Source organism: Pantoea sp. S18 (assembly GCF_045689705.1).
GTDB lineage: Bacteria > Pseudomonadota > Gammaproteobacteria > Enterobacterales > Enterobacteriaceae > Pantoea > Pantoea symbiotica.
In genome coordinates, this window is record NZ_CP142690.1 from 110576 (window position 1) to 132282 (window position 21707).

The 21707-nt window shown below is 57.5% G+C and carries 24 protein-coding genes; 22 read left to right on the forward strand and 2 right to left on the reverse strand.

What is annotated here, in order from left to right; translation table 11 throughout:
• Positions 1–56: 56 nt before the first annotated feature.
• The 6 genes from VIJ98_RS24955 (at position 57) to VIJ98_RS24980 (ending at position 5637) form a co-directional block, all read left to right on the forward strand.
• Positions 57–380, forward strand: coding sequence for a hypothetical protein (locus VIJ98_RS24955; protein ID WP_323276072.1), 324 nt, complete (start codon positions 57–59; stop codon positions 378–380).
• A 42-nt stretch (positions 381–422) separates the two neighbouring features.
• Positions 423–983, forward strand: a complete 561-nt coding sequence (locus tag VIJ98_RS24960; protein WP_323276074.1) for a hypothetical protein — start codon at positions 423–425, stop codon at positions 981–983.
• A gap of 46 nt (positions 984–1029) precedes the next feature.
• On the forward strand, positions 1030–1260 hold the full coding sequence (locus VIJ98_RS24965; protein ID WP_323276076.1) for a hypothetical protein: 231 nt from the start codon (positions 1030–1032) through the stop codon (positions 1258–1260).
• Between the two features lie 869 nt (positions 1261–2129).
• Positions 2130–3434: a hypothetical protein gene (locus VIJ98_RS24970; protein WP_323276078.1), complete on the forward strand. Its 1305-nt coding sequence runs from the start codon at positions 2130–2132 to the stop codon at positions 3432–3434.
• Positions 3435–4127: 693 nt separating this feature from the next.
• Positions 4128–4718 (forward strand): hypothetical protein, encoded by a 591-nt coding sequence (locus VIJ98_RS24975; protein WP_323276081.1) that lies wholly within the window; start codon positions 4128–4130, stop codon positions 4716–4718.
• 64 nt (positions 4719–4782) lie between these two features.
• On the forward strand, positions 4783–5637 hold the full coding sequence (locus VIJ98_RS24980; protein ID WP_323276083.1) for an LPD29 domain-containing protein: 855 nt from the start codon (positions 4783–4785) through the stop codon (positions 5635–5637).
• Positions 5638–5897: 260 nt separating this feature from the next.
• Here VIJ98_RS24980 and VIJ98_RS24985 read toward each other — a convergent pair whose 3' ends face one another.
• On the reverse strand, positions 5898–6395 hold the full coding sequence (locus VIJ98_RS24985; protein WP_323276085.1) for a lytic transglycosylase domain-containing protein: 498 nt from the start codon (positions 6393–6395) through the stop codon (positions 5898–5900).
• Positions 6396–6791: 396 nt separating this feature from the next.
• Here VIJ98_RS24985 and VIJ98_RS24990 point away from each other — a divergent pair, with 396 nt between their 5' ends.
• The gene (locus VIJ98_RS24990) at positions 6792–7193 is read left to right on the forward strand and encodes a relaxosome protein TraM (protein WP_323276087.1); all 402 of its coding nucleotides are present in this window, start codon (positions 6792–6794) and stop codon (positions 7191–7193) included.
• Between the two features lie 46 nt (positions 7194–7239).
• On the opposite strand, the gene VIJ98_RS24995 is transcribed toward VIJ98_RS24990, so the two are convergent.
• Positions 7240–8571, reverse strand: a complete 1332-nt coding sequence (locus VIJ98_RS24995; RefSeq protein ID WP_323276089.1) for a hypothetical protein — start codon at positions 8569–8571, stop codon at positions 7240–7242.
• Between the two features lie 283 nt (positions 8572–8854).
• Between VIJ98_RS24995 and VIJ98_RS25000 the strand changes: the two genes are divergently transcribed.
• From VIJ98_RS25000 to traF, 15 genes are all read left to right on the forward strand, one after another.
• Positions 8855–9184, forward strand: coding sequence for a type IV conjugative transfer system pilin TraA (locus VIJ98_RS25000; protein WP_323276091.1), 330 nt, complete (start codon positions 8855–8857; stop codon positions 9182–9184).
• A gap of 9 nt (positions 9185–9193) precedes the next feature.
• Entirely contained in the window at positions 9194–9490 is a 297-nt protein-coding gene (gene traL / locus VIJ98_RS25005) for a type IV conjugative transfer system protein TraL (RefSeq protein WP_217550230.1), read from the forward strand.
• A 17-nt stretch (positions 9491–9507) separates the two neighbouring features.
• Complete coding sequence (locus VIJ98_RS25010) at positions 9508–10080, forward strand: TraE/TraK family type IV conjugative transfer system protein (RefSeq protein WP_192415168.1); 573 nt, start codon at positions 9508–9510, stop codon at positions 10078–10080.
• Positions 10073–10798 (forward strand): type-F conjugative transfer system secretin TraK, encoded by a 726-nt coding sequence (locus tag VIJ98_RS25015; protein ID WP_323276094.1) that lies wholly within the window; start codon positions 10073–10075, stop codon positions 10796–10798. The genes VIJ98_RS25010 and VIJ98_RS25015 overlap by 8 nt, the downstream gene beginning before the upstream one ends.
• Positions 10788–12143, forward strand: a complete 1356-nt coding sequence (locus VIJ98_RS25020; RefSeq protein ID WP_323276095.1) for a TrbI/VirB10 family protein — start codon at positions 10788–10790, stop codon at positions 12141–12143. The genes VIJ98_RS25015 and VIJ98_RS25020 overlap by 11 nt, the downstream gene beginning before the upstream one ends.
• Positions 12140–12481: a hypothetical protein gene (locus VIJ98_RS25025; RefSeq protein ID WP_323276097.1), complete on the forward strand. Its 342-nt coding sequence runs from the start codon at positions 12140–12142 to the stop codon at positions 12479–12481. Before VIJ98_RS25020 ends, VIJ98_RS25025 begins: the two co-directional genes overlap by 4 nt.
• Positions 12474–13028, forward strand: a complete 555-nt coding sequence (locus VIJ98_RS25030; RefSeq protein ID WP_323276099.1) for a TraV family lipoprotein — start codon at positions 12474–12476, stop codon at positions 13026–13028. The genes VIJ98_RS25025 and VIJ98_RS25030 overlap by 8 nt, the downstream gene beginning before the upstream one ends.
• 7 nt (positions 13029–13035) lie before the next feature.
• Positions 13036–15642, forward strand: coding sequence for a type IV secretion system protein TraC (gene traC, locus VIJ98_RS25035; protein WP_323276101.1), 2607 nt, complete (start codon positions 13036–13038; stop codon positions 15640–15642).
• A 94-nt stretch (positions 15643–15736) separates the two neighbouring features.
• On the forward strand, positions 15737–16090 hold the full coding sequence (locus VIJ98_RS25040) for a TrbI F-type domain-containing protein (protein ID WP_323276103.1): 354 nt from the start codon (positions 15737–15739) through the stop codon (positions 16088–16090).
• 34 nt (positions 16091–16124) lie between these two features.
• Complete coding sequence (traW, locus tag VIJ98_RS25045; protein ID WP_323276105.1) at positions 16125–16775, forward strand: type-F conjugative transfer system protein TraW; 651 nt, start codon at positions 16125–16127, stop codon at positions 16773–16775.
• Positions 16776–16786: 11 nt separating this feature from the next.
• Entirely contained in the window at positions 16787–17578 is a 792-nt protein-coding gene (locus VIJ98_RS25050) for a DsbA family protein (protein WP_323276107.1), read from the forward strand.
• 1 nt (position 17579) lies between these two features.
• Positions 17580–18593 carry a conjugal transfer pilus assembly protein TraU gene (traU, locus tag VIJ98_RS25055; RefSeq protein ID WP_323276108.1) on the forward strand — a complete coding sequence of 338 codons (1014 nt, stop codon included), beginning with the start codon at positions 17580–17582 and terminating at the stop codon, positions 18591–18593.
• An 11-nt stretch (positions 18594–18604) separates the two neighbouring features.
• Entirely contained in the window at positions 18605–19036 is a 432-nt protein-coding gene (gene trbC, locus VIJ98_RS25060) for a type-F conjugative transfer system pilin assembly protein TrbC (protein ID WP_323276110.1), read from the forward strand.
• A 49-nt stretch (positions 19037–19085) separates the two neighbouring features.
• Positions 19086–20936, forward strand: coding sequence for a conjugal transfer protein TraN (locus VIJ98_RS25065; protein WP_323276112.1), 1851 nt, complete (start codon positions 19086–19088; stop codon positions 20934–20936).
• Positions 20933–21706, forward strand: coding sequence for a type-F conjugative transfer system pilin assembly protein TraF (traF, locus tag VIJ98_RS25070; protein WP_323276114.1), 774 nt, complete (start codon positions 20933–20935; stop codon positions 21704–21706). Before VIJ98_RS25065 ends, traF begins: the two co-directional genes overlap by 4 nt.
• The last annotated feature ends 1 nt before the right edge of the window (position 21707 follow it).

Sequence of the window (21707 nt, forward strand, 5' to 3'; positions counted from 1 at the left end):
CGACCGGTTCGAGCGGCAACTCTTATCGGTCACATCAATCACGAAGGAGTAACGACATGTTTGATAACCGAATCGTCGCACAGCCGACACAGGATGTAAACCTGTCCGCCAGTGGAGCAGGGCAGGAGCCGTTGCATGGTCTGACAGCGCCGCAGTTTGCGGATTTGTATGCCTACATCTGCGAAGCGGGAACCTTTGCCGGATTCAGCGCCGTGCCGTGGGAAGAGCTGGGCATGTGCAGTGTTATCCATGAACCCACCGACGAGCCGGAAGGGCTGCGGATTTACCTGCGCGATAAATGGCCCGTCGCGGTGCTGGAGTACGACGTGGGATACCGACTGATTCCAGGCATGATCACCCATCGCTGGCAGCAGAACTGAACGCAGCAGGGGCGCGGTTGCGCCCTTTATTGAGCAAACTACATGAAGGATTTCACCATGACAGCTCCCGCTATACCTGTTAAAGACGCTCAACGTTCCGGTGTTGATTTTGATGCCATTCGTCGCAGCCTGCGCCGCCATCTTTTCGTTATCAATCGGCCCGATTTCAACGTCAACAGCGCCGCGCTGCGCACCGATTTTACTATGCACCTTGAATACCTGGCGGCTGCCACGTTTACGCGTGACAAAGCGATTTTTGACACGGGCAAGTATGCGTCCTCAACCGATCTACTGCTGATTAAGCCGCTGGAGCAGCTACAGGTCACCGTCACGGTTTTCGCATCCAAGGCGGGAGCCGCACCCGATAACTATCAAACGCGGATCGTGCATTCAGCCAATCCCCTCGGCGATGAGGCATACCCTGAAAACCGCGAGTTTCAGACCACCAATGTCTATCAGGTCAGTGGCGTGTTAACCGTGAGCGCGTTGGAGCTGTTCTGGTCAGAACATGATGGTTTGAAAAAATATGCGCAGGCGAATCTGCCGGAAGCGGGTGAACAAAGCTCGTTCTGCCACTGGCAGTATTCACGCCTGCAAAGATAAACAGCGATCCCCCTGCAGTGTGCTGCAGGGGCAACGGGAGACAGCCATGACTACACATGAACGACTGGAAGAGGCACTAAAGAATCCGCTCAAAGCAGGCTATGTGACCTGGACCGGTCATGTCATGACCGAAGCGGAATGCCATTCATACAACCTTTATACCGCAGAAGCGGCGCGACCGTGGATAAGCGAACAGGCGCGTGAATACCTGCTGGATCAGCGACACCGTTTTTTTGTGCTTATCAGTGAAGAGCAGGAAAACATGCCTTTGCATTGATGGCGTTCATTATGTGATGCCGCCCGCGCGTACGGGAAATCGTCCCCGGCAAAATAGATCCTTACAGGGGAGTGGGCAGCTTTTTCAGACAATGAACACAGGCTATCACTGGCCGATGAGCGGACTTAGCCTTAGCAGGTACGAATGATTAAGCCATTATGCTTGACTGTATGGCGCTGAGTGTTTGCCTGCTAATGGTCTGATGGCTGTGCACATGTTCCGCCGCCGTTGAAACCCTGCGGGCCTTCGGCCCCAGAGAAAGGCGGTGCTGACGCACCGCGCATCCCTCTCCGCAACTTCCTTATCCCGACAGCCTGTCTTTTCATATTTGTTCTTTTTTCCTTATTACCGATTCACCGCCGTTTTAAGCGATATCGCTGGCGCATTCCCCTTGTTCTGGTTATGCCTTCCTGTCTCATTGTCAGTCATAACTCAAGACACATGGCCCCCTTCGGCTCCCCGGCAAGCCGGGTCGTCAGCCCGACTGCGCTAACCGGCAGGCCGGTAAGCTTCGCCGAACCGCGAAAAGATGCGTTTCGGGCCTGGCGGCTTGGGTCTGATGGCAACGGCCAAATCAAACCCTGCAGCGGGCGTGCGCCCGCGCGTTCACTGGCCACAGACAGACGTGGCCGCTAAGGCCCGGTCCGGCAAAGCCGTCCGGGGTGTGTTCATGTCCGCTTCCCGTTTGGTGAGGCTGCTCCGGTCAACCCAGGCGCGGAGGGCTTTTCGTAGCACTGCCATTCATTCAGTACAAGGGTGAAATGCACGCCAGAGGCGCCCTTGTACTGCCTGCCTGTCATTGCTCCTTTGCCCTTCGCCGCGACTGGATCGACCGAAACATGAACCCTCACAAAGACAGGAGAAATGCCATGAACACACACAACGTCAACGTCAAAACCGCCACGCCAGAATCTCCCAAAACATGGGTGAAAAGCCCTGAAAACCTCTGGCTTGCGCGCAAAAGTGACCTGCTGGTGGCTCTGGCAAAAATTGAGGGTGATTTGATGATGTACCAGGCCCTGGACCGCATCGATGCCAGAATGGATATTGAGCAAATCGAAGAGCAGTTTTTCTGTCCACAAACTGCCGCCGAAATTGTCCAGAGCCTTGAAAGCATGGGCGCGATCACCACCCAGCCTGTGCTCGATATGGTGTGCTCGGTTGAGGTGCTGGCGAGTAGCAGTGAATTCTGGCAGGAAATCTTTTCAGGCGCGCTTCCTGAGTTAACGGTGTTCACAAACCGTGCGGCGGCGAATCGCGAGCGTTTTCTGGCATCAGCCACCGAAGGTCTGAAACCGTTCAGCGTGATGGTTGAAGGCCGAACTGAATACCCGGAAGACGATCCGATCTACGGCACCTACTGGCAGGACGGCACGATTTCGCTCGGGCGCGCTTGGACGATTGCGGAAGCGATGGATCTTGCCGCCAGCGCCTGGCTCAGGGATGAGTGGGATCTACGGGAGCAAGGTGAAGACTATTACGACAGTGATTTTGGCCGGGATATGGGGCCGCTTCGTTTTTATCCGCAGACCTTCATCATCTGTGACGAAAACTACCGCAGGGTGCTGACGGGTGAGGTGGACCGCATGATATGGCATGCACACGTTACCGATCCGGCGGAGCTGGCGCGCATCAACGCGGAAATGGAAGCGCTGTACGCGGAAGCTGCGCTGGAGGGTGGCTGGGACAATTATGAAACCGCAAGGCAGTTGCGGGTTAAAGCAAGAAAATCAGGTGCCTCCATTGTCGACAGCGCGTGGATGGGGCATCCGGAGGTGGCGGCTGCCATCGCGTCTTTTGTCCGGCCTGAGCTCAGGGAGTGGGCTGATAAGGTTAACGTTGATCGGCTTCCAGAGGCGCTGACGCAGGCTCTGATGCAAATGGCAACGCTGTGCGATCGTCGTCGTACGATGCCCCTCGTGGCGTTTTATGACGCACTGACCGCATGCACCAATAAGATCACCCATGCTGTGGTGGCCTCGGTCTCAGACTGGTCCGTCATACGCCCGAAAGTGCCTGCACCGGTTGTGGGGGCGTGGATGCAGACAAGGGATATGCTCTTATCCGTCTATGGTGAGGAGTATGGGGCGGACGTCTGGCGGGATGCCAGGCACGGCCTCAGCGAATTTTTCCATATGCACCGGCAGATGTTCTTAACGGGTCTGGCGATGTAACTATAAAGTTGAACAAACCAGGCGGTGCAGGGGAGATCCTGCCCGCTTCAGGCGCGGCTTAAAAGCGGGCGGCCCTGCGGGCCGGAGACAGCCGGTGCTGGCGCACCGGTCTTTTCCCCTCGCCTGCGTTTTCTATCTCTGGGCGCTGTCTCTATGTCATCTCATATCTGTCACTTACTTTTCTGCGTCCTTTAGAAGCTAAGCCTTGCTGTGGGCAGCAGCTGTTTCCCCGGTTTTGTAGTAATCCAGCCTGAAAGCGTCAGGAACTTAATGGCCCCCTTCGGCTCCCCGGCTTTGCCGGGTCGTCAGCCCGACTGCGCTAACCGGCCAGCCGGTAAGCTCCGCCGAACCGCCAGAAGCGGCGTTTCGGGCCTGGCGGCTGGGGTCTGATGGCAACGGCAAGGTCAACCCCTGCAGCGGGCGTGCGCCCGCGCCTTCACTGGCCACAAAAGGCCGTGGCCGCTGAGGACGCCCGCGTTGCGGTCGGGTGTGTGCCTGCTCATTTCCGGGAGAGGTGGTCATGTTGCGGTTGGTCCCACGCGACGGGCGAATCCAAGCACAGCCATTCGTCAGAGACCAGGGTGAAATGCACGCCGGAGGCGCCCTGGTCACAGCCGCCTGCCCGTGCTTCTCAGCCCTTTGCCGCGAGGAACTCATCGAAACATGAATCAATCACCTGACAGGAGCACCAGCATGCACACACAAAACATCAACGTCGCCGCTTCAGAATCTTCCAAAACATGGGTTAACGGCCAAAAAATCTGCGTCAGTGCAAACGACCTGCGCATGCGCTGGCATGCCAGAGGGGAAAACGGCGTAAACGTCACGCCTGCTGAAGGGAAGCACTTCCCGGCACGTAACGGCAGCTATGGCGTTGATGTTCTGCTGCTTGATGAAAACGAGGTGAACGGGCTGATTGAGAAGGGACACAGGGAGCTGCCACGTCTGGCGAGTTCAGAGGGCGGCATGACGGCGCTGTACGACATGGGAGAGAACGCAGCCGGGCGTTATCTCATTGCCAGTCGTGGGCAGGTCTTTTATCGCACGGACTCTTTTCAGAAGGTCTGCCGGGATTATATCCGTCGGGCTGCTGAGGTGCGGAATGAGGAGGTGCAGAAGTTTCTGGCGGCCTTCGATGCGGCGATGGAGGCAGGGTTGGATCATTACCAGGCCAGTGACGTTGCACGCGGTTTTATCACGCTTGAAAAAGCCCTGAATCCTGAGCGTGCAAATCAGGAAACTGCCAGCTGCGATGATGCCGGACTTAACGAGATCCCTTTCTGAAACCGTGCGGCGGCCTGCCAGTGCGGGTCGCGCTTTCATCTTTACCGACTTAAGGAAAACTGAAATGAAAATGCAAAATGCGCAGGCAGTGGTCATCGGTCAGGTTGTCAGTACGGTGCTATACAATCGCGGTCGTGGGGTGGTGTTTGCCATCAACGGGGAGCAGAAACCGGCCTCAGTGGGATCGCTTTCGGGCGTCGTTTCGTATGGTGGAAATGCCACCTTTGATATTGCTTTCGAGGGCGGGAAAATATCCCGGGGGCTGCCTGAAAGCATTCTGCACGGCAGGCAATGGAGCATATTCCCGGAAATAAAACCGACGGCAGAAGTTATGCGCATCGTTGAAAACGCTCAGGCAGAAGAGATCCGGGAGGCGCAGGAACGTGAGGCAGAGGAAAGGGAATATCGTGCTGAATGTGAACGTCTTAAAACAGCACCGGAATATTCAGCCCTGTCTCAGGATAAAAAAGGGGCGGTGCAGGTAACAGGGAATATTCGCAAAGAGTTGAAGGCGAAATTTCCGGGCGTTAAGTTTTCAGTTCGCAAGCGCAGTTATGACAGCGTCAGCGTGAACTGGACCGACGGGCCGACGGAAGAGCAGGTAAAAGAGATAACGGCTAAATACCGCGACAGCTATTTTGACGGCATGCAGGATATGTCTGTTTCCTGTTCGTCTTCGTTCAATGAAATTTATGGCGGCGTGGGTTATGTTTTTGTTGACCGTGATTACTCTGACACGATGAAACAGCAGGCTATCGGGATCCTTAAAATTAAATATGATCACCTTCTCGATGGGGAAGAGGTATCTGTTGCCCGTTACAACTCTGGCGAACTGTATCGTATCCGTCCGGATTACTTTGGCCATGGTCAGGGCATTCAGGGTGAAATAAATAAGATACTTGCGGTAACCATAGCGTAAGTAAGAAGGAGCCTAAAGGCTCCATTTTTTTGGCTCGTTTTTTCTGTTGGTAAATTTAAGCACGACAGAAAAAAGGGGTTTACATAATTATCTTTGATGGGGAATTTTGAAATTTTATATCGCTACCCGGGTTACCCTGTTCCGGTGTTGAACCGTCACGGGCAATTCTGTGCGTTGATGTTCAGTGTTGTCTGAGAATTAACCGGCGCCCAGAAATGGATAACGATTCTCTCGCCTACTGGATAAATGGATAACTAGCATCAGCCGATTGGAACGCGGGGGATCTTTCCGGCTTTAATGCCTTTATAATGCCCGTCGATGATCATCGCGTAGTTATACCGGTTCTTGATCGTTACCGGAATATTCTTCATACCTGCGTTGTACATTCCGACCGCCAGCCATGTAGTGCCGTACTGATTGAAGTTGCGACGCAGCAGCATCGCCCCGATGTAAATATTGAGGCACGGATCTGAAAGCAGCTTTTCTTTGCTCAGTCCCGGATATTCTTTCTGTAATCTGCGCATGGTTACCGAGTTAATCTGCATGATACCGTAATCACTACTTCCCGGCTTCCCGTCATCAGACTTATTGGTATTAATAGCCGTCGGGTTGTAGTGCGATTCCTGCCAGGCGATAGCCCGAAGATAATCCGGATCAATTGAATACCATTCACCTGCTTTAATAAAACAGTCCGCTTTCACGCTGGTCGGGATAATGCTTGTAACCAGCAGGGCAGCAGCGTACCAAAATAGTCGCATTGCGGCTCCGGTTTTGAAAAAGGTCGGGGAGGTTGTTGCTCTAAATAATATCATAAGAAAGTGATTTTTACACACCACTCGCAAATTTATATTTGTCTGATTACTCATTTAATAACAGAGAGTTAGATATATTTTGTAGAAAATTTAGGCTGATGGTCACTTACCAGATGGTAACTCTCTGGAATCCAGAAGGTTTTTTAAAGGTTACCAGAAGGTTTGTTATATTTATATCAATAGGTTAGGCTAATAATACGTTGGGTGGTTTCCACATGGTTACTCACTTTAAGAGGAGTTGTTCCCTGATGGTTACCCAAAAAATCCGATGTGATTCCTGCCAGACGCACTGGTCTGACGTGCTTTTTCAAGCCTAAATAAAAATGAGTAAGAGAATTAAATATGAATGACGAGAATTCAGGTAAACGCAACCGAGTAAATCTTACGATCCCGTTTTCACTGCTGGAAAAGATAGACGGGCACGTGGAAAAAAAGCTGGAAGACGGTATGTCGCGCGATACAGCGAATCGATCGGCATTCGTGATGGAAATGTTCAAGCTCGGCCTTCGGGTTTATGAAAATAAAATCAACAAAGATGCTTCAGAGAAAACGCTGGACCAGAAGCTGGAATTCATTGCTAAAAACGTTCTCGTCAGCGGTTTTATCACTGACGCTATCTTCGGCGTCCAGAAGGAGACTGTCGATCCCAGCAAGGTTATTAAGAATGAAATGGTTCTTGATCCGGAGTGGGTTAAGGAAGTGAACGAGCGCGTGGCGGGTAAATTGCAGGAATACTTTAAATAACCCTTTTTATGTCTGGTGCCTTCTCTCCGGCACCAGATTAGCCTGGTCAATTATCACCACTGTTTTCCGCATCGTCATCCTTTTCACGCAATGCTTCCAGTTCTCTCTTCTGCGCTTCCCGTATATAGCGGCGTAGGGTCAGCGCATTGATACCGTACTGGGTGTAAATCTGTTTCCGGGTGTGCCCGTCGATTAAAACGGCTTTGACGGCCTGATCGCGGTCGCGTCTAGAAAGAGGGTTTCGGTTATCGTATTTAACCCGCTTTTCCTGAATGTCAGGCGAATGCTTCTTTTCCTTCCAGGCGTCTTTCACTGTGGAAACCGTAACACCAAGAATATCCGCCGTCTGCTGCAACGTTTTTCCCTGCACGCGCAGCCGAATGACTTGTTCTTTTAATTCTTTCGGAACGGGTCGGTAATCCTCGCGCGTGCCGATGTGTTTAATCAGCGTCTCTGCGGTAATGCCGTACTCGGCGAGAATATCTTTTCTGAGCGCTCCGTCCTCTAATTTTTTCTTAATATTTTGAGCATCACTGGGCGTCAGTTTCTTTTCCCGTTCCCGGGGCGTTAAAGCTTTACCGTCACGTTCCGCTATTTTTCGGACAGCGTAATACACGGCGGCGCGGGTGATGCCGAAAGTCTTCTCGATTTCATCAACGGTTATTTTCGGCTCCGCGTGATACATGGCCGATATTAACTCCCACTGTTTCCAGCGCAGTTCCATCGCCGAGGTTCCTTTGCGGGTTTTAATCAGATTGTAGACGTAGCCTTCAGAGCATTTCTGTTCTTCGCATATATCCCTGACGCGCCAGCCCAGCGTGACGCACGCCATGACTTTTTCGGGATCGGGGCCGCCTTTTCTTTTTCTCGGCCTGGAAGGCGGTTTGTCATTTACTGCCGGAACAGGTGTTGATGCTATTACCGGAGGGGTGTCCTGTTTATTTTCAGGCTCAGCACCCGGTTCGATGAACACCGATTTATTCAGGCTGTTATTTAATTTACGTGCGAGCCAGAGGTTCACTTTGGGGCGACGTAATGGGGTGACTAAATTCCGGTTGACCAGTATCCAGGAATCCGGCACCACCGCGTCTGAATAATAGGGATAAATAATCTTCCCGACGCGTTCTGCAAGGGTCTGCACCTGAGAGGAGTGGACATGTTTACTCATCACAGAGATGAAGGGGTAGGTGACGAGCTGGCAGGCGTAGTAGCCGCCTTCCGCCGTGTTGACCTCAATCCAGCCGGGGTCGCGCATAAAGCGAAGCAGCGCCTCGTCCAGAAGATTACTTAAGGCCGCCTCATCATTTGTCCTAAAAATCTCAGCCGTGACGCCCGCCGGATCGGCGATATGCACAACCAAATCGGCAACATCAGCCATGATTTCTCATTTCCATTCAATCAGTTAGTGACTTAAGTGAAATTTCCCACCCTGACGATAAATGAAATTGATCAGTAAGATCAATGACTTATATTGAAGTGAGCGATCGGTGAGCGTAAAAAAACGTCAGCCAGTTAAGAAACCGTAAGGTTCTGTTTCAATCCCACAGATATGTAAAGGAGGCGTAACCAGAAAGAACAAAATTTGACTTAAGTCCGTAAGGACAACGACAAACGATAGTTCAACCGACTGATCATTATATCCCTAACTGAGGAAAAAACCTATGAAGGGCTCTCTCTCTTCGTCTGTAACTTACTGCCGCAAGGCAGGGGCGGTAGCGTGGAAAAAACTGAGTACCACCGCGCAGCTTTCTGCACTGGCGATCCTGGCTGTTTATGTGATGCCCGCCCACGCCCAGGACTACTTCGCCGGGGCCAAAACTGATGTTACGGATACGTTCGGCGGTAACTCCGCTGTCGTGTATATCCTTTATGTGATTGAGATTGCTTTCATCGCTTTCACGTACATCAAAACCAAGAATCTCGCGCTGTTCGGCAGCATCGCGGCGCTGCTGGTATTTGTGAACGTCGCCTTCAACGTTATTCCTGCTTAAAGGCTGCTTATGGATAAACGTGACCGGTATACCTGTGCGGCTACGTTTTCCGAGCAAAAGCGGTTCGTGGGGCTGCCACCTGATGAGTTCTGCCTGTATGTGCCACTGGCACTGCTGGCCATCTTTCTCAACATGTGGATTTTTGGCCCCACGCTCCTGGCCGCCGTGGTTGGAATACGTCACCTCAAGAAAGGCCGCGGATCTCAGTATCTTCTCAACCTTGCGTACTGGTGCCTGCCCACCTCAGTGATGCGCTTCTTTATCAGCATCCTGCCCGACAGCTACAAACGGCACTGGGTCGCCTGACCCCCTCCGGAGACATCATGGAATTAAAGCTGCGTTCGGCGGGCAACCGCAACATGGCCGTGGCGATTCTGGTGCTGCTCGTTATCTCTATCCTGGCGCTGGCGTTGTGCTGGCGCCTTTACGGTGATAACCGCGCGCTGATGAATCAGCTTCTTAATAACCGTCAGACCATCATCGTTCCCTATGGCGCCGACACGCCGTTCAGCTTTACCGGCGAGCGCGGCGACGCCCGCTATCTGCGCCTGATGGCGCTGGCGTGGCTCAATCTGCGCCTGAATATCTCCGACAAAAACGCCGAGGCCAGCCACGAAATGCTGCTGGCGGGCGCCTGCGACGGCGCGGAGAAATCCATAAAGGGCGTGCTCGCGGATGAAGCCTCGCGCGTGAAGGGCAACAGCGGCGGCTCGGTGTTCTACCCGAAAGATGTCAGCGTCTGGCCGGACAGGGGGATTGTGGACGTCACCGGCGATTTGCAGCTGAGCTACGGGCTGCACGACGGCAGGCCGGTAAAGAAGCACTACCGTCTGCGCACCGATACCCGCAACAACCGTCTCTGCTGGAGCGCATTCCTGGAGGTTCCCGATGCGTAAACACCTGCTAATCAGCGCCGTTGCGCTGCTGACCGCGATGACTGCCCGCGCCGAGCAGCTGACCCTCAACCCCGGCGCGCGCGTGAACGCGGCGGTGAGCAACACCAACCCCAACTATCTGCGTGTCAGCGATGACCGCATCCTCAGCGTGCAGGCGGCGCAGGGCGTGCTGAGCGCCAAATCGCCCACGCCGGAGGGCGCGGTCGTGTTTTCCACCGTCACCGACAAGCCTTTCACCATGTTTGTGCAGACCGCGTCGGGCTTTGCCTTCTCGGTGCAGGCCAGGCCCGGCAAACGCGCGGGGCTGAGCCTCACCGTTGATAACCGCGAGGTGCAGGGCACGGAGGAGGCCAGAGCCTTTGAGCAGAAGCAGGACACCTACAGCGCGCTCATCAGCACGCTGGTTGGCCGCTTCCTTACCAACCGCAAACCTGACGGCTACGTGTTCAGTCAAAACACCGACGTGCCGGTCAGCGAGTCAGTGAAAAGCGCGTTTGCACTGCGCCCGGTCATCGCCTGGCAGGGGGACCGCGTGCGCATCGTTCGCACCGACCTCATCAGCCTGTCCTCGCAGCGCATCCGCCTGAGCGAACGCTACTTCTGGAGCCCGGGTGTGATGGCGGTGGCGTTCCATCCGCAACTCGACGTGCTGGAGCCGGGCGCGAAGGTGTCTGTCATCACCGTGTTCCGCACGAAGGGAGGCCCGGATGAACCTTAACAGCCTGGTCCGCAGCAAGCAGCGCCGCCTGTTTGGCATCATCCTGGCCGCTGCCGCCGTCATCATCGGCGGGCTGTATCTGGCCAACCGGGGCGCCAGCGGCAAAACCGGGAGTCAGGAAAGCAAGCCGGATAAGGCCGCCGCCGAGCCGGACCTGACCGGCGGGGGCGTGGTGAACGCCTTTGACGGTTCCGGGCAGGGCTCGCTGCTGGTGAGCGCGCAGAACCGCGAGAAGGAAGCGCGCGAGCAGCTCTCCTCAATGCAGAAGGACTTCAAGTCGCTGAAAGACCAGATGTCGGACGTGATGAACAACAACAAGTCGCTGCAGCAGAACGTGAGCGACCTGATGGACCAGCTGAAGAATCAGCAAAAGGCCGCTCCGGCCGGACAGGCCGCGCAGCAGGGGGCGGTCAGCAATACGCCGCCGCGAACGGAGTACACCTTTGCGCCTGCGCCGGTGCAGACCGGGCAGATTGACAACCAGACCTTCGACTACTCGCAGTTTGAGCCAAAGACAAAGGACGCCTCGTTCTGGGTGCCGACCGGCACCTTCTCTGACGCCATCATCATTGAGGGGGCGGACGCAAACGCCTCGGTGCGCGGCGAGAACAACCTGGTCCCCATGCAGTTCAAGCTCAAGGGCAGGGCGCACCTGCCGGGCAACAACAGGCTTGTGCACCTCGACAACTGCTTCGTGACGGCAGCGGCCTACGGCGACATCTCCAGCGAGCGCGCCATCGTTCAGCTCCAGCGCCTGTCCTGCATCATAGACGGCAAGCACATCGACCAGGCCGTCAAGGGGCACGTGGCCTTCTACGGCAAGAACGGCATCAAGGGTGTGCCGGTGATGCGCAACGGCAAAATTCTCGGGCTGGCATTTACCGCCGGTGCGCTGGGCGGGCTCGGGCAGAGCGCTTCACAGGTTGGGCAAACGGTCACCGGCATTGGTGCCACCAGTTCCGTCAGCGGCGGTGACGTGGCGCGCAGCGCCGTGGGCGGCGGCGTGGGCAAAGCAGCGGACAAGCTGGCCGACTACTACATCGAACGCGCCGAGCAGTATCACCCGATCATCCCTATTGGCGCGGCGAACCGCGTAGAGGTGGTGTTTATCGAGGGCTTCCGGGCGAAGTTTATTGAGGATGAAGAGGCGGCGAAGCTCGCGAAAGAAGAGAAGCGCAACGGCACGCAGCAGCAGGACACCCAGACGCAGGCCAGAGGCAACACCGGTCTGCCGCCGGACCTGGTGGGCAAACTCGGCGATGCGACAAAGCTCAACATGAATGACTTCGTCACCCCATCGGGCGGGCAGGCGAAGAACATGACCCCGCAGGGCGTCACGCAATGACGGAGGCAAAAATCCGGCTTCGTCACGCCGAGCACTGCGGCTGGATGGTGTTTACCGAACGGACGGTGAGCTGCTTCGGGCGCGAAGCCGATGCGCGCATCCCGGGGCTGCAGGCGCTGGGCTACAGCGTCAAAAAGCTCTACTGCAAGCCCGGCCTCATTCCGGACGACGGTTACGTCGCGCTGTTCGGGGAAACGCTGCGCCGCCTGCTGGAGGTGGCGCCCGGCGACGCCTTCGCCATGAGCATGCTGTCCCGCCTCGGCACCCACGGCAGTAAAGGCGATCTCTGGATCGACTTTACCGAAATTTCTGACCTTAACGGAGAGCCCCATGACTAAGAAACACGCCCTGAACGTCTGCGCGCTGGCCATGATGCTCGGCGGCTGCGCGGGCATGAACAGCGACTTTGAGTTCGACAAGCCGGCGAAAGATACCGGCGTATGGATGTCACAGGCCGACGACATGTCCGCAGGCAGCAGCGGCAACGCGCCTGCTGCGGCGACAGGTACCGCCGGTTTTACCGGTGCGGGCATCCGCCTCGATGACTATCGCCTGATTGATACCGGCACCATCCGCCTTGACCCGCAGGCTGAAGTTCCCGGCGGTCGCAGCGGTGACCGGGAAAGTATCCCGCTGCGTCTGGGTGCCTCGGGTAAGGTCCGGCCGTTCACGCGGGAAAACGGCGTATTACGCACCACCGTGAATCAGACCGCGTACTGCAGCGCCGCGCACTGCTTTCCGGAGCCCGCCGCTGCGTTTCGCCGCCCGGACGGGGTGGCACGCATCTGGATTGCCCCTTACGTCTCCCCCGACAACAGCGTCCACATGGGCGAAGTCATTTACAGCGTGTCCAGTCACGGTGACTGGAACGGCATCCTGATGTGAGGTCCGCATGAAATTTTTCAAAGGCTTCCGCTTTGATCCGCTGAACGTGGTGGACACGGTGGCGGGCATTCTGGGCGAGCGCGACACCACGAACGAGACGCGCCAGAAGCTGCAGGACATGGACTATCCCCATATCCGTGACCTGCTGCCTTATAAGGACTACGACACCGAAAGCCAGATTTGGGTGAACAAGGAGTCGGTGGGCTTTGTGGTGGAGTGCCAGCCGCTGATTGGCGCCAACGAGAAGCTTGCCGAAAGCCTGGAGTACCTGCTGCGCGACGTGGCTCCCCGCGATATCCCGCTGCAGGTGATGCTGGTTTCCACCCGCGCCGTGAAAGAACAGGTGGAGCAGGGGCTGAAAAACTTCGCCTGGAAGGGGCACCGCGCGGACGAATGTAACGACGTGACCGCGCGTTTTTTCCTCAACGGCGCGCGCTACACCTACAACAACGGCCTCCACCATCCGCTGACCCTGCGCGACTACCGCCTGTTCTTCATCTGGGCAACACCGGTCAGAAACCTCAGCGAAACCGACATGATCCGCGTGCGTGATGTACGCCGTAACCTGCTGAACGCCCTCAACGCCGCCGACCTCTGGTCATCTGCCATCGGGGTTTCTGAGTTCAGCAGCGTGCTGCGAGAGTTCTTCAACCATGACCCGGCCCGGCTTGAGCGCTACGACAGCGAATACGATCCGGCGGCCGATCTCGGCACGCAGTTCGTGGATCGCACCACGTCCTGGCGGGTAAAACCCTCACACATCCGCATCGAGGGCAGCGACGCGAAGAACAAGCCGTTTGCGGCGCGGATGGTTAACCTCAACCTGGACCGCAACCCGCAGGAGCATTATCTGTGGCAGAACGGCAACATTATTCAGGACCTGATGTCGCCAACTAACGGCATACCCTGCCCGTTTATCTGCACGATGGTGCTCACCACCGAGGAGCAGATGAAGAGCCAGGGCGAGGCCAACAGCCGCTTTCTGTCGCTGGACTCGCGCGTGAACACCAGCTACGCCAAGTACATTCCGTCTACCACGCGCCAGCACGCCGAGTGGAAGGACGCCCGCGCGCGGCTGCTGTCGAACCAGACGTCGCTCACCAGCTACTTCTACGGCATCACGCTGTTCTGCCCGGACGACGACGACCTGACGTCCCGCTACACCGAAAAGGCGCGCAACGCCTTCGCGGCACAGGGCCTGCGCTTCGTGCGCGCCGACTTTATGCAGCTGCGTAATCTGATGGCCACGCTGCCATTTGCGATGGTGAATAAAAAGCTGCGCGACGACTGTCGCAAGACCGGCGGCATTCAGCGCTCGGAGTCGTTTCACGCGGTGAATCTGATGCCGGTGATTGGCGATAACAAGCTGTGCGCCTCGGGCATTCTCATTCCGAGCTACCGCAATCAGGTGGCGTTTATCGACGTGTTTGACGAGAGTCTGCCAAACACCAACTTTAACTGGTTTATGTCGGGCACCTCGGGCGCGGGCAAGTCGGTGCTGGCCAACTCCATTGCCCGCTCTGTGCTCGACAAGGGCGGGACGGTGGCGGTGCAGGACATCGGCGACTCCTACAAGGCGGCCTGCAGCAGCCTGGGCGGCACCTACATCAACGGGGACTCGCTTCGCTTTAACCCTTTTGCCAACGTTACCGACATTACGCTCGCCGCCGAGCGCATCCGCGACCAGCTGTGCATTCTCGCGAGCCCCAACGGCCTGCTGGATGAGGTGCACGAATCAATGATCCTGGAGGCGATCACCGAATCGTGGCCGCAGTATCAGCAGGACATGCGCATCGATCACGTCATTGCTTATCTAAAGAAAAGGCAGGCCGCCGTCAGCCGCGAGCACTCCTCGCAGATTGGCGGACGCATTGATGAAATCACCACGCTACTGAGCAAGTACAGCACCGGCGGCATTTACGGTAGGTTCTTCAACTCGTCCGAGCCAACGCTCAGGCCTGACCTGCAGTTCGTGGTCACCGAACTGGGCGACCTGCGTAAACAGCAGGACCTGCTGTCGGCGGTGCTTTTCAGCATCATGATCTGGAATGAGAACATGATGTACACCACCCCGCGCAGCATGCGGAAGATGAACATCATCGACGAGGGGTGGAAGCTGCTCGGCGGCTCCAGCACCAAGATCAAGGACTTCATTGAAGAGGGCTACCGCACCGCCCGCCGGCACAACGGCTCCTACGGCACGGTGACGCAGGCGATACGCGATAAAAACCTGTCCACGGCGGCGCTCGCGGCCTACGACAACAGCTCGTTCAAGTTCACCTGCATGCAGGACGCCAAGTCGTTTACCACCTTCCAGAAGGAGGAGCCGCACGCGTTCAACGAGCTGGAGTGGGAGATGATCCGCAAGTTTCCGCCGGCGAAAAAAGCGCGCTACAGCTCGTTTCTGCTGAGCGTGGGGGAGTTCTCCAGCTTCCACCGGCTCATCCTCGACCCGCTGAGCGACGGGCTTTTTTCCTCCAAAGGCGAAGACTTTACCTACCGCGAAAAACGCCTGCGTGAGGGCGCCGACATCAAGGACATCCTGTTTGAGATGGCCGACAACGACGCGCACAAGCGCGACATCATTCACATGCTTCAGGAGATGCAGCTTTGAAAACCTACATAATTTTAAGCACGGTCATGGTGGGTATTTTGGTCCTGGGACTTCTGGCCCTGTCCTAATCATTTTCCCTGCAAAGGAGTCTGGAATGGACTTTAAACAAACAGTGACCTGCGCTGCCACGTCCACGCTGCTGAGCGTCGCCACGTGCGCCGTCGTGTGGTTTCTCTGGCTGAAGCAGCCCGCACTGGTCACCTTCGACATGAAGGGCACTACTAACGCGCTGATCCGCCAGATCGCGAAGCTGGATCTGACTGACGAACAGCGCCAAGCGTTGATTACGCGCTTTGACCAGAGCGTCACAACCGCAACGGCGGAATACGCGGCTTCACACGGCGCGGCCATTATGGTGAGTCCTGCCGTAGTGACCGGCCTGCCTGACGCGACGCCGGAGATACAGGGCCGGCTCGCCGAGCTGATGAAGGCCGGCTCAGCGAAATAACACCACCCGATCACCCTAAACCGGGAGCCTCCCGATGAAACACGTTACCCCGCTTGCGCGCGTTGCCGCCGGCGCGCTGTTCGCCGCCCTGAGCCTGAAAGTCGGGGCAGCAGACATCGGCACCTTTGGCGACACATGGAACATCCGCGAACACGACCTCATTACCGTGCTGAAGAAGAACCTTGAACAGCACTTCGCCGGTAAATCGCAGGCCCAGATTGAGCACGAGATGCAGGAAAAGGCGGAAGACCAGGCGATGCGACCGCCACCGGTGGAGGGCATCACCACCGCGCACGAGACCCGCAGCCGCCTGTTTGACCCGTCGTTCACCGTGCAGCGCGATATCGCCGACCAGAACGGCGTGGTGTTTGCGCAAAAAGGCGACAGGGTGAACCCGTTTGACGTCATTCCGGTGTTCGACGAAACCCTTTACTTCATTGACGCCGACGATGACCGGCAGATTACCTGGATGAAGCAGCAGGTACCGCACACCACGTCCTCCCGCGTCATCCTGGTCAACGGCAACGTGCGCGACGGCGCCACCGCCCTCAGCAGCCGGGTCTACTTCGACCAGACCGGCAGTATCACGAAAAAGTTCGGCATCACTCAGGTGCCTGCGGAAGTGAAGCAGGCGCCCGGACAAAAACGCTTCCTTATCACTGAATTTAGTCTTCCCGACCGCTAACGGAGCCAGACATGAAAAAGTACATCCTCACCACCACCCTGGCGCTCAGCCTGACGGGGCACGCATACGCCACTGAATCGTCATTTAACGCCGTGCAGAAAGCGCAGATTGGTGAAGTGGCGGCAGACTACCTGCGCGCGCACCCGGAGATCCTTATTGAGATGAGCCAGAATCTGCAGGCGCAGGCACAGACCAAGCAGATGGGGTCCGCCGTGACGGCAGCCCTGCAGGATCAAGCCTCGCTGCTGAACGATCAGGCATCGCCGGTTCTGCACCCGGAGGGCGACGTCGCGGTCATTCAGTTCTTCGATTATCAGTGCATCTACTGCGCGAAGGTTGCCCCGACCGTTGAGCAGTTCATCAGCCACAACCCGGACGTGCGCTTTATCTATAAGGAGTGGCCGATCTTCGGCAGCCGCTGGCCTGCATCTATTCAGGCAGCGAAAGTCGGGCTGTCCCTGTACAAAACAGGCGGTGCAGAGGTGTATCACCGCTACCACGCCGCGCTGTACGCCACCGGCCACAACGAGGGCAAGCTGCTTGACGCGGACATTCGCGAGGCGGCGGTGAAGGCGGGCGTGACGTCGACGCCGAAAGCGGATGTGGAGGTGATGGGCGCGGTGCTGGAAGCCAACAACGCGCTGGCGAAGCGCCTGGGCATTCAGGGTACACCCGCCTTCTTCGTTATGCCGGTGAAGGGCGCGACCGCTGACAACGTCAGCGTGATCCCGGGCGCAACCAGCCTTGAGGCGCTGCAGGCGGCGGTGGCAAAAGCGCGCGGCGGCGTAAAAAAAGGGGGCTGACATGGTCTGGCACACGGCTATTCTGGCGCTGGCGGTCTGGTTCTGTCAGCCCGCCTGGGCCGCCGACTCCGGTGGCAGCAATGGCAACACGTCCCTGACCTGCGAGGGGCGCTGGGTGAATCCCATCACCGACGTCTGCTGGGAGTGCATTTTCCCGATGAGCGTGGGCAGCGTGCAGGTCTCTGCCGGGACGCTTCCTGACACCGACAACCCGGCGTCACCCATTCAGATTTGCCCGGTACCGCCGCCGATTTTCGAGCGTACCGGCGTCGCGGTAGGGTACTGGGAGCCGTTTGCGATGACGGACGTTACCCGCTCGCCGGGCTGCATGGTGAACATGGGCGGCTTCAACATCAACATTCCGAATACCGGTACGGGCGTCGGCACCAAAACGGCGAACGAGCACCCCGGCACCTTCTACCACGTTCACTGGTACAAGTACCCGCTGATCTCCTGGCTCAGCATTATCACCTCTGAGATGTGCCTGCAGGGCGGCGAGTACGACATCGGTTACCTGTCGGAGCTGGACCCGACCTGGCAGAACGACAACCTGGCGCTGTTCCTGAACCCTGAAGTGATGCTGTTCGCTAACCCGATTGCGCAGATGGCCTGCGCGGCGGACGCGGTGGCCTCCGGCGTGAGCCGTCCGATTGACGCGCTGTTCTGGTGCGCCGGCTCCCACGGCTCGATGTACCCGTTTACCGGCAACATCGTCAACGAGTCGAGCGGGCTCAACAGCTCGGTGCTGCTCTCCGAGCGCATGGACTTCAAGCTGCACCGGGAGGGGCTCATCCTCGACACCGTGCCGTATGACGTTGCGGTCTGCTACGAGTATCCGTCGGTGATCCTGCCGAAAAGCCGCTACCGCTACCAGATGGTGAACACCATCCCGGACGTGGCGTCCTGCCACCCGCTGGGGCGCAATGTCATGCTGTGGCAGACGGGCAAGGAGATGCCGACCAGCAAAAAGAACTACGGCTACCTCATCTGGAAAAAGCGCAACTGCGTGATGTAAGCGAGGCACACATGAAACGACTGAACGCGGCGCTGTTTCTCAGCGCCTGCCTGGCCGGCAGCCTGCCGGTGCTGGCGGAAGACGGCACGCAGGTGACCAGCACGGAAAACGAGACGGCTTACTTCCTGTCGTCTTCCCTGCCGGATAAGGAGTTGGCCATCCTGATGAAGGCGGCGGAGGCGAAAAATATCCCCGTCTACTTCCGGGGGCTTATCAACGACAACATGGATCAGACGGCGAAGTACATGCTGAACCTCATCACCACCTACAAAGTGCGCGGAATACAGATAGACCCGGTGCGCTTTGCGCGCTACGGCGTGAAGCAGGTTCCGGCGCTGGTGAAGAAGTGCGGCGACCACTTTGACATCGTTTACGGCAACGTCGCGCTGAGTCAGGCGCTGGACATGATTGGTCAGCGCGGCGACTGCCGGGACAACCCCTGACGCTCTGCCCGCTGCGGCGGGCAACCCTTCACGCTTACGGAAAACCCAGATGATCACACCCACACGCACCCTGCTGCAGGGGCTGCTGCTGGCCTGCCTGTCCGCAAGCGTTCAGGCGGCATCCATGGATGCCTCGAACCAGGAAGGCATCAACGCCGGTAAATCCGCAAACGGTACAACCAGCGCCGATCCGGACAGCTATTTCGACAACTACAGCTCAGACGCGCCGCAGCGCGACCTCTACAGCGACCCGACGCAGACGTCGAGCGACATCGACGTGCAGGGACAGAAAGCGCTCACGGAGTCTGACCTCGGACAGACCGCACGCGAATCGTACGTGAACAATCCTGCGGACAAGCTCAGCTACGACTCGGACATGATGAAGTACAGTGATGAAATCCGTGAAAACGCGAACGCCATTACCGGTGTCAACGGCAGCCAGTGCGTGGCGCAGGAGCTGAACAAAACCACCTACACCACGCACGCCTGCGAGCTGGCGAACAGCCTGACGCAGTCATGCACCCGCAAGGCGACCATCGTGACCACCGGATCGCGCGAGGCCTACAGCACGCAGCTGGTGCTTGATGCCCGCAACGTAGCCGGGCAAAAAGCGGACGGTTACTGGATGCTGTTCGACTTCGTGATACCTGAAGACGGCACCATCAGCAGCGGCACCTGGGAGCTGCTTTATCCGGCGGCTTCAGACTGGCACGGCGATCGTCTGGGCTACTCGATCCGGGCTTTCGGTCAGCAGTTTAAGCTGAAAATTAACAACAGCGGTGCGATGAATATCTCTGCGCAGCAGGTCACCAAAGGACAGGTGATTACCCTGCAACTGCACTACGACACTGACGGCTATTACGAGTCAACTCGTGACGGCATTCTCAGAAACCTCGCGAGCGGGAAATACGTTTTCCGCATGACGTTTCCGATGCAGGGCGTGCGCGACACGGTGAAGGCCGACCTGCAGTGGACCAGCAGCTGCCCGGCGGACATGGGCGACGCCGTGAAGATGAGCGAGGTATGCAGCGAGCCCGGTGAAACCCGCTCGGTGACGGTCGGCGGTCAGGCCTACAGCCTGTACAGCGATTGCTGGGGCTACACCACGCAGTGGAACCTGTATGAAGACGACACCAATACCTGCCAGGCATATATCGACGATCCCAACTGCAGCGAAGGCACCCGCACCTGCACGCAGAAGATCGGCAACTTCTGCGTTTACAACAAGCTGACCTATCAGTGTGCGCACACCGTGAAGAGCACCGGCTACCTCTGCGGCTCAGAGTTCTACTGCTCTGACGGCAGCTGTTCGGCCATGCAGGCGGGGGAAAACCAGAACTTCGAGCAGGCCGTGTCGCAACTGGCGGCGCTCGCCGCCTACGGCGAGAATGTGGAAGGCATCGATCCGAATCAGGTCACTGCGTTTACCGGTAAGGGCATGTCCTGCCGCCAGAGCGCGGCGGGCTTCAGCAACTGCTGCAAAAGCGGCGGCTGGGGTCAGGACGCGGGGCTTGCGCAGTGCAACACCGAGGAAAAGGAAATCGGCACCGGCAAGGAGAAGAAGCTCGTCGTGAAGGTCGGCTCTTACTGCTCGCGCAAAGTGCTCGGCGTCTGCCTGCAGAAGAAAGAGGGCTACTGCGTGTTTGACAGCAAGCTTGCCCGCATCGTGCAGGAGCAGGGTCGCCGCGACCAGCTGGGCATCAGCTTTGGTGACGCCAGCAGCCCGGACTGCCGTGGCATCAAAATTGCCGAGCTGCAGGGCATTAAGTTTGATCACATCGACTTCAGCGACTTTTACGACGACCTCAACAGCAACGTGAAGCTCCCCGACGAAGGGGCGCTCACGGAGCGCATTCAGTCAGATATCCAGAACAGCCTGAAGTCAGGAGACCAGCCGTGAAAAAACACCTCTGCCTGTCGCTGCTGCTGGCGGCGCTGCCGCTTTACGCCGCCGAGGACAAACAGCCTGACGGCTACCACTACGACCCCGCCGTGGGCTGGTACTGGTACAACGAGCCGGTCAAAAAAGAAGAAGAGGAACAGCCTCCGCAGCCTGCCGCGCCGCTACAGGAAACGCCTACGCAGAAGATGAAGCGGCTGCAGGCCTTCCGCGACAACCTGATGAACGAGGCGATGCTGCACCCCTCCTCAGAGAACATCCGGCGCTACAAGGTCGTTCAGGACTGGATGGTGAACCAGGCCAGCCTCTTCGCCTCGCGCTGGGAGAAGGTGCTGCTGGACAACCCGGAGCTCGACTACAGCCTGAAGCACCCGTTTTACAACGGTACAGCCAACATCCAGTACACGGAGCAGCGACAGAAGCAGCAGGCGGCCATTCGCTACGTAAACCAGCGCTACGGCGTGTTCTTCTTTTATCGCGGCAACGAGCCGCTGGATAACCGCCTCGGGGGCGTGGTGAAGGAGTTCAGCGAGCAGTATGGCCTGACCGTCATCCCCGTGACCGTGGACGGGCGCGCGAGCCCGGACCTGCCAGACACCCGGCAGAACGCCGGTCAGGCCGAGAAAATGAAAATCGAACACTTCCCGGCCATCTACCTGGTGGAGCCGCGCACGAAGCAGTACCAGCCGCTGGCGTACGGCTTTATCACCCAGGATGACCTGGCGCGCCGCATGCTCAACATCGTTACCGACTTCCAGCCCGAGGATTAAA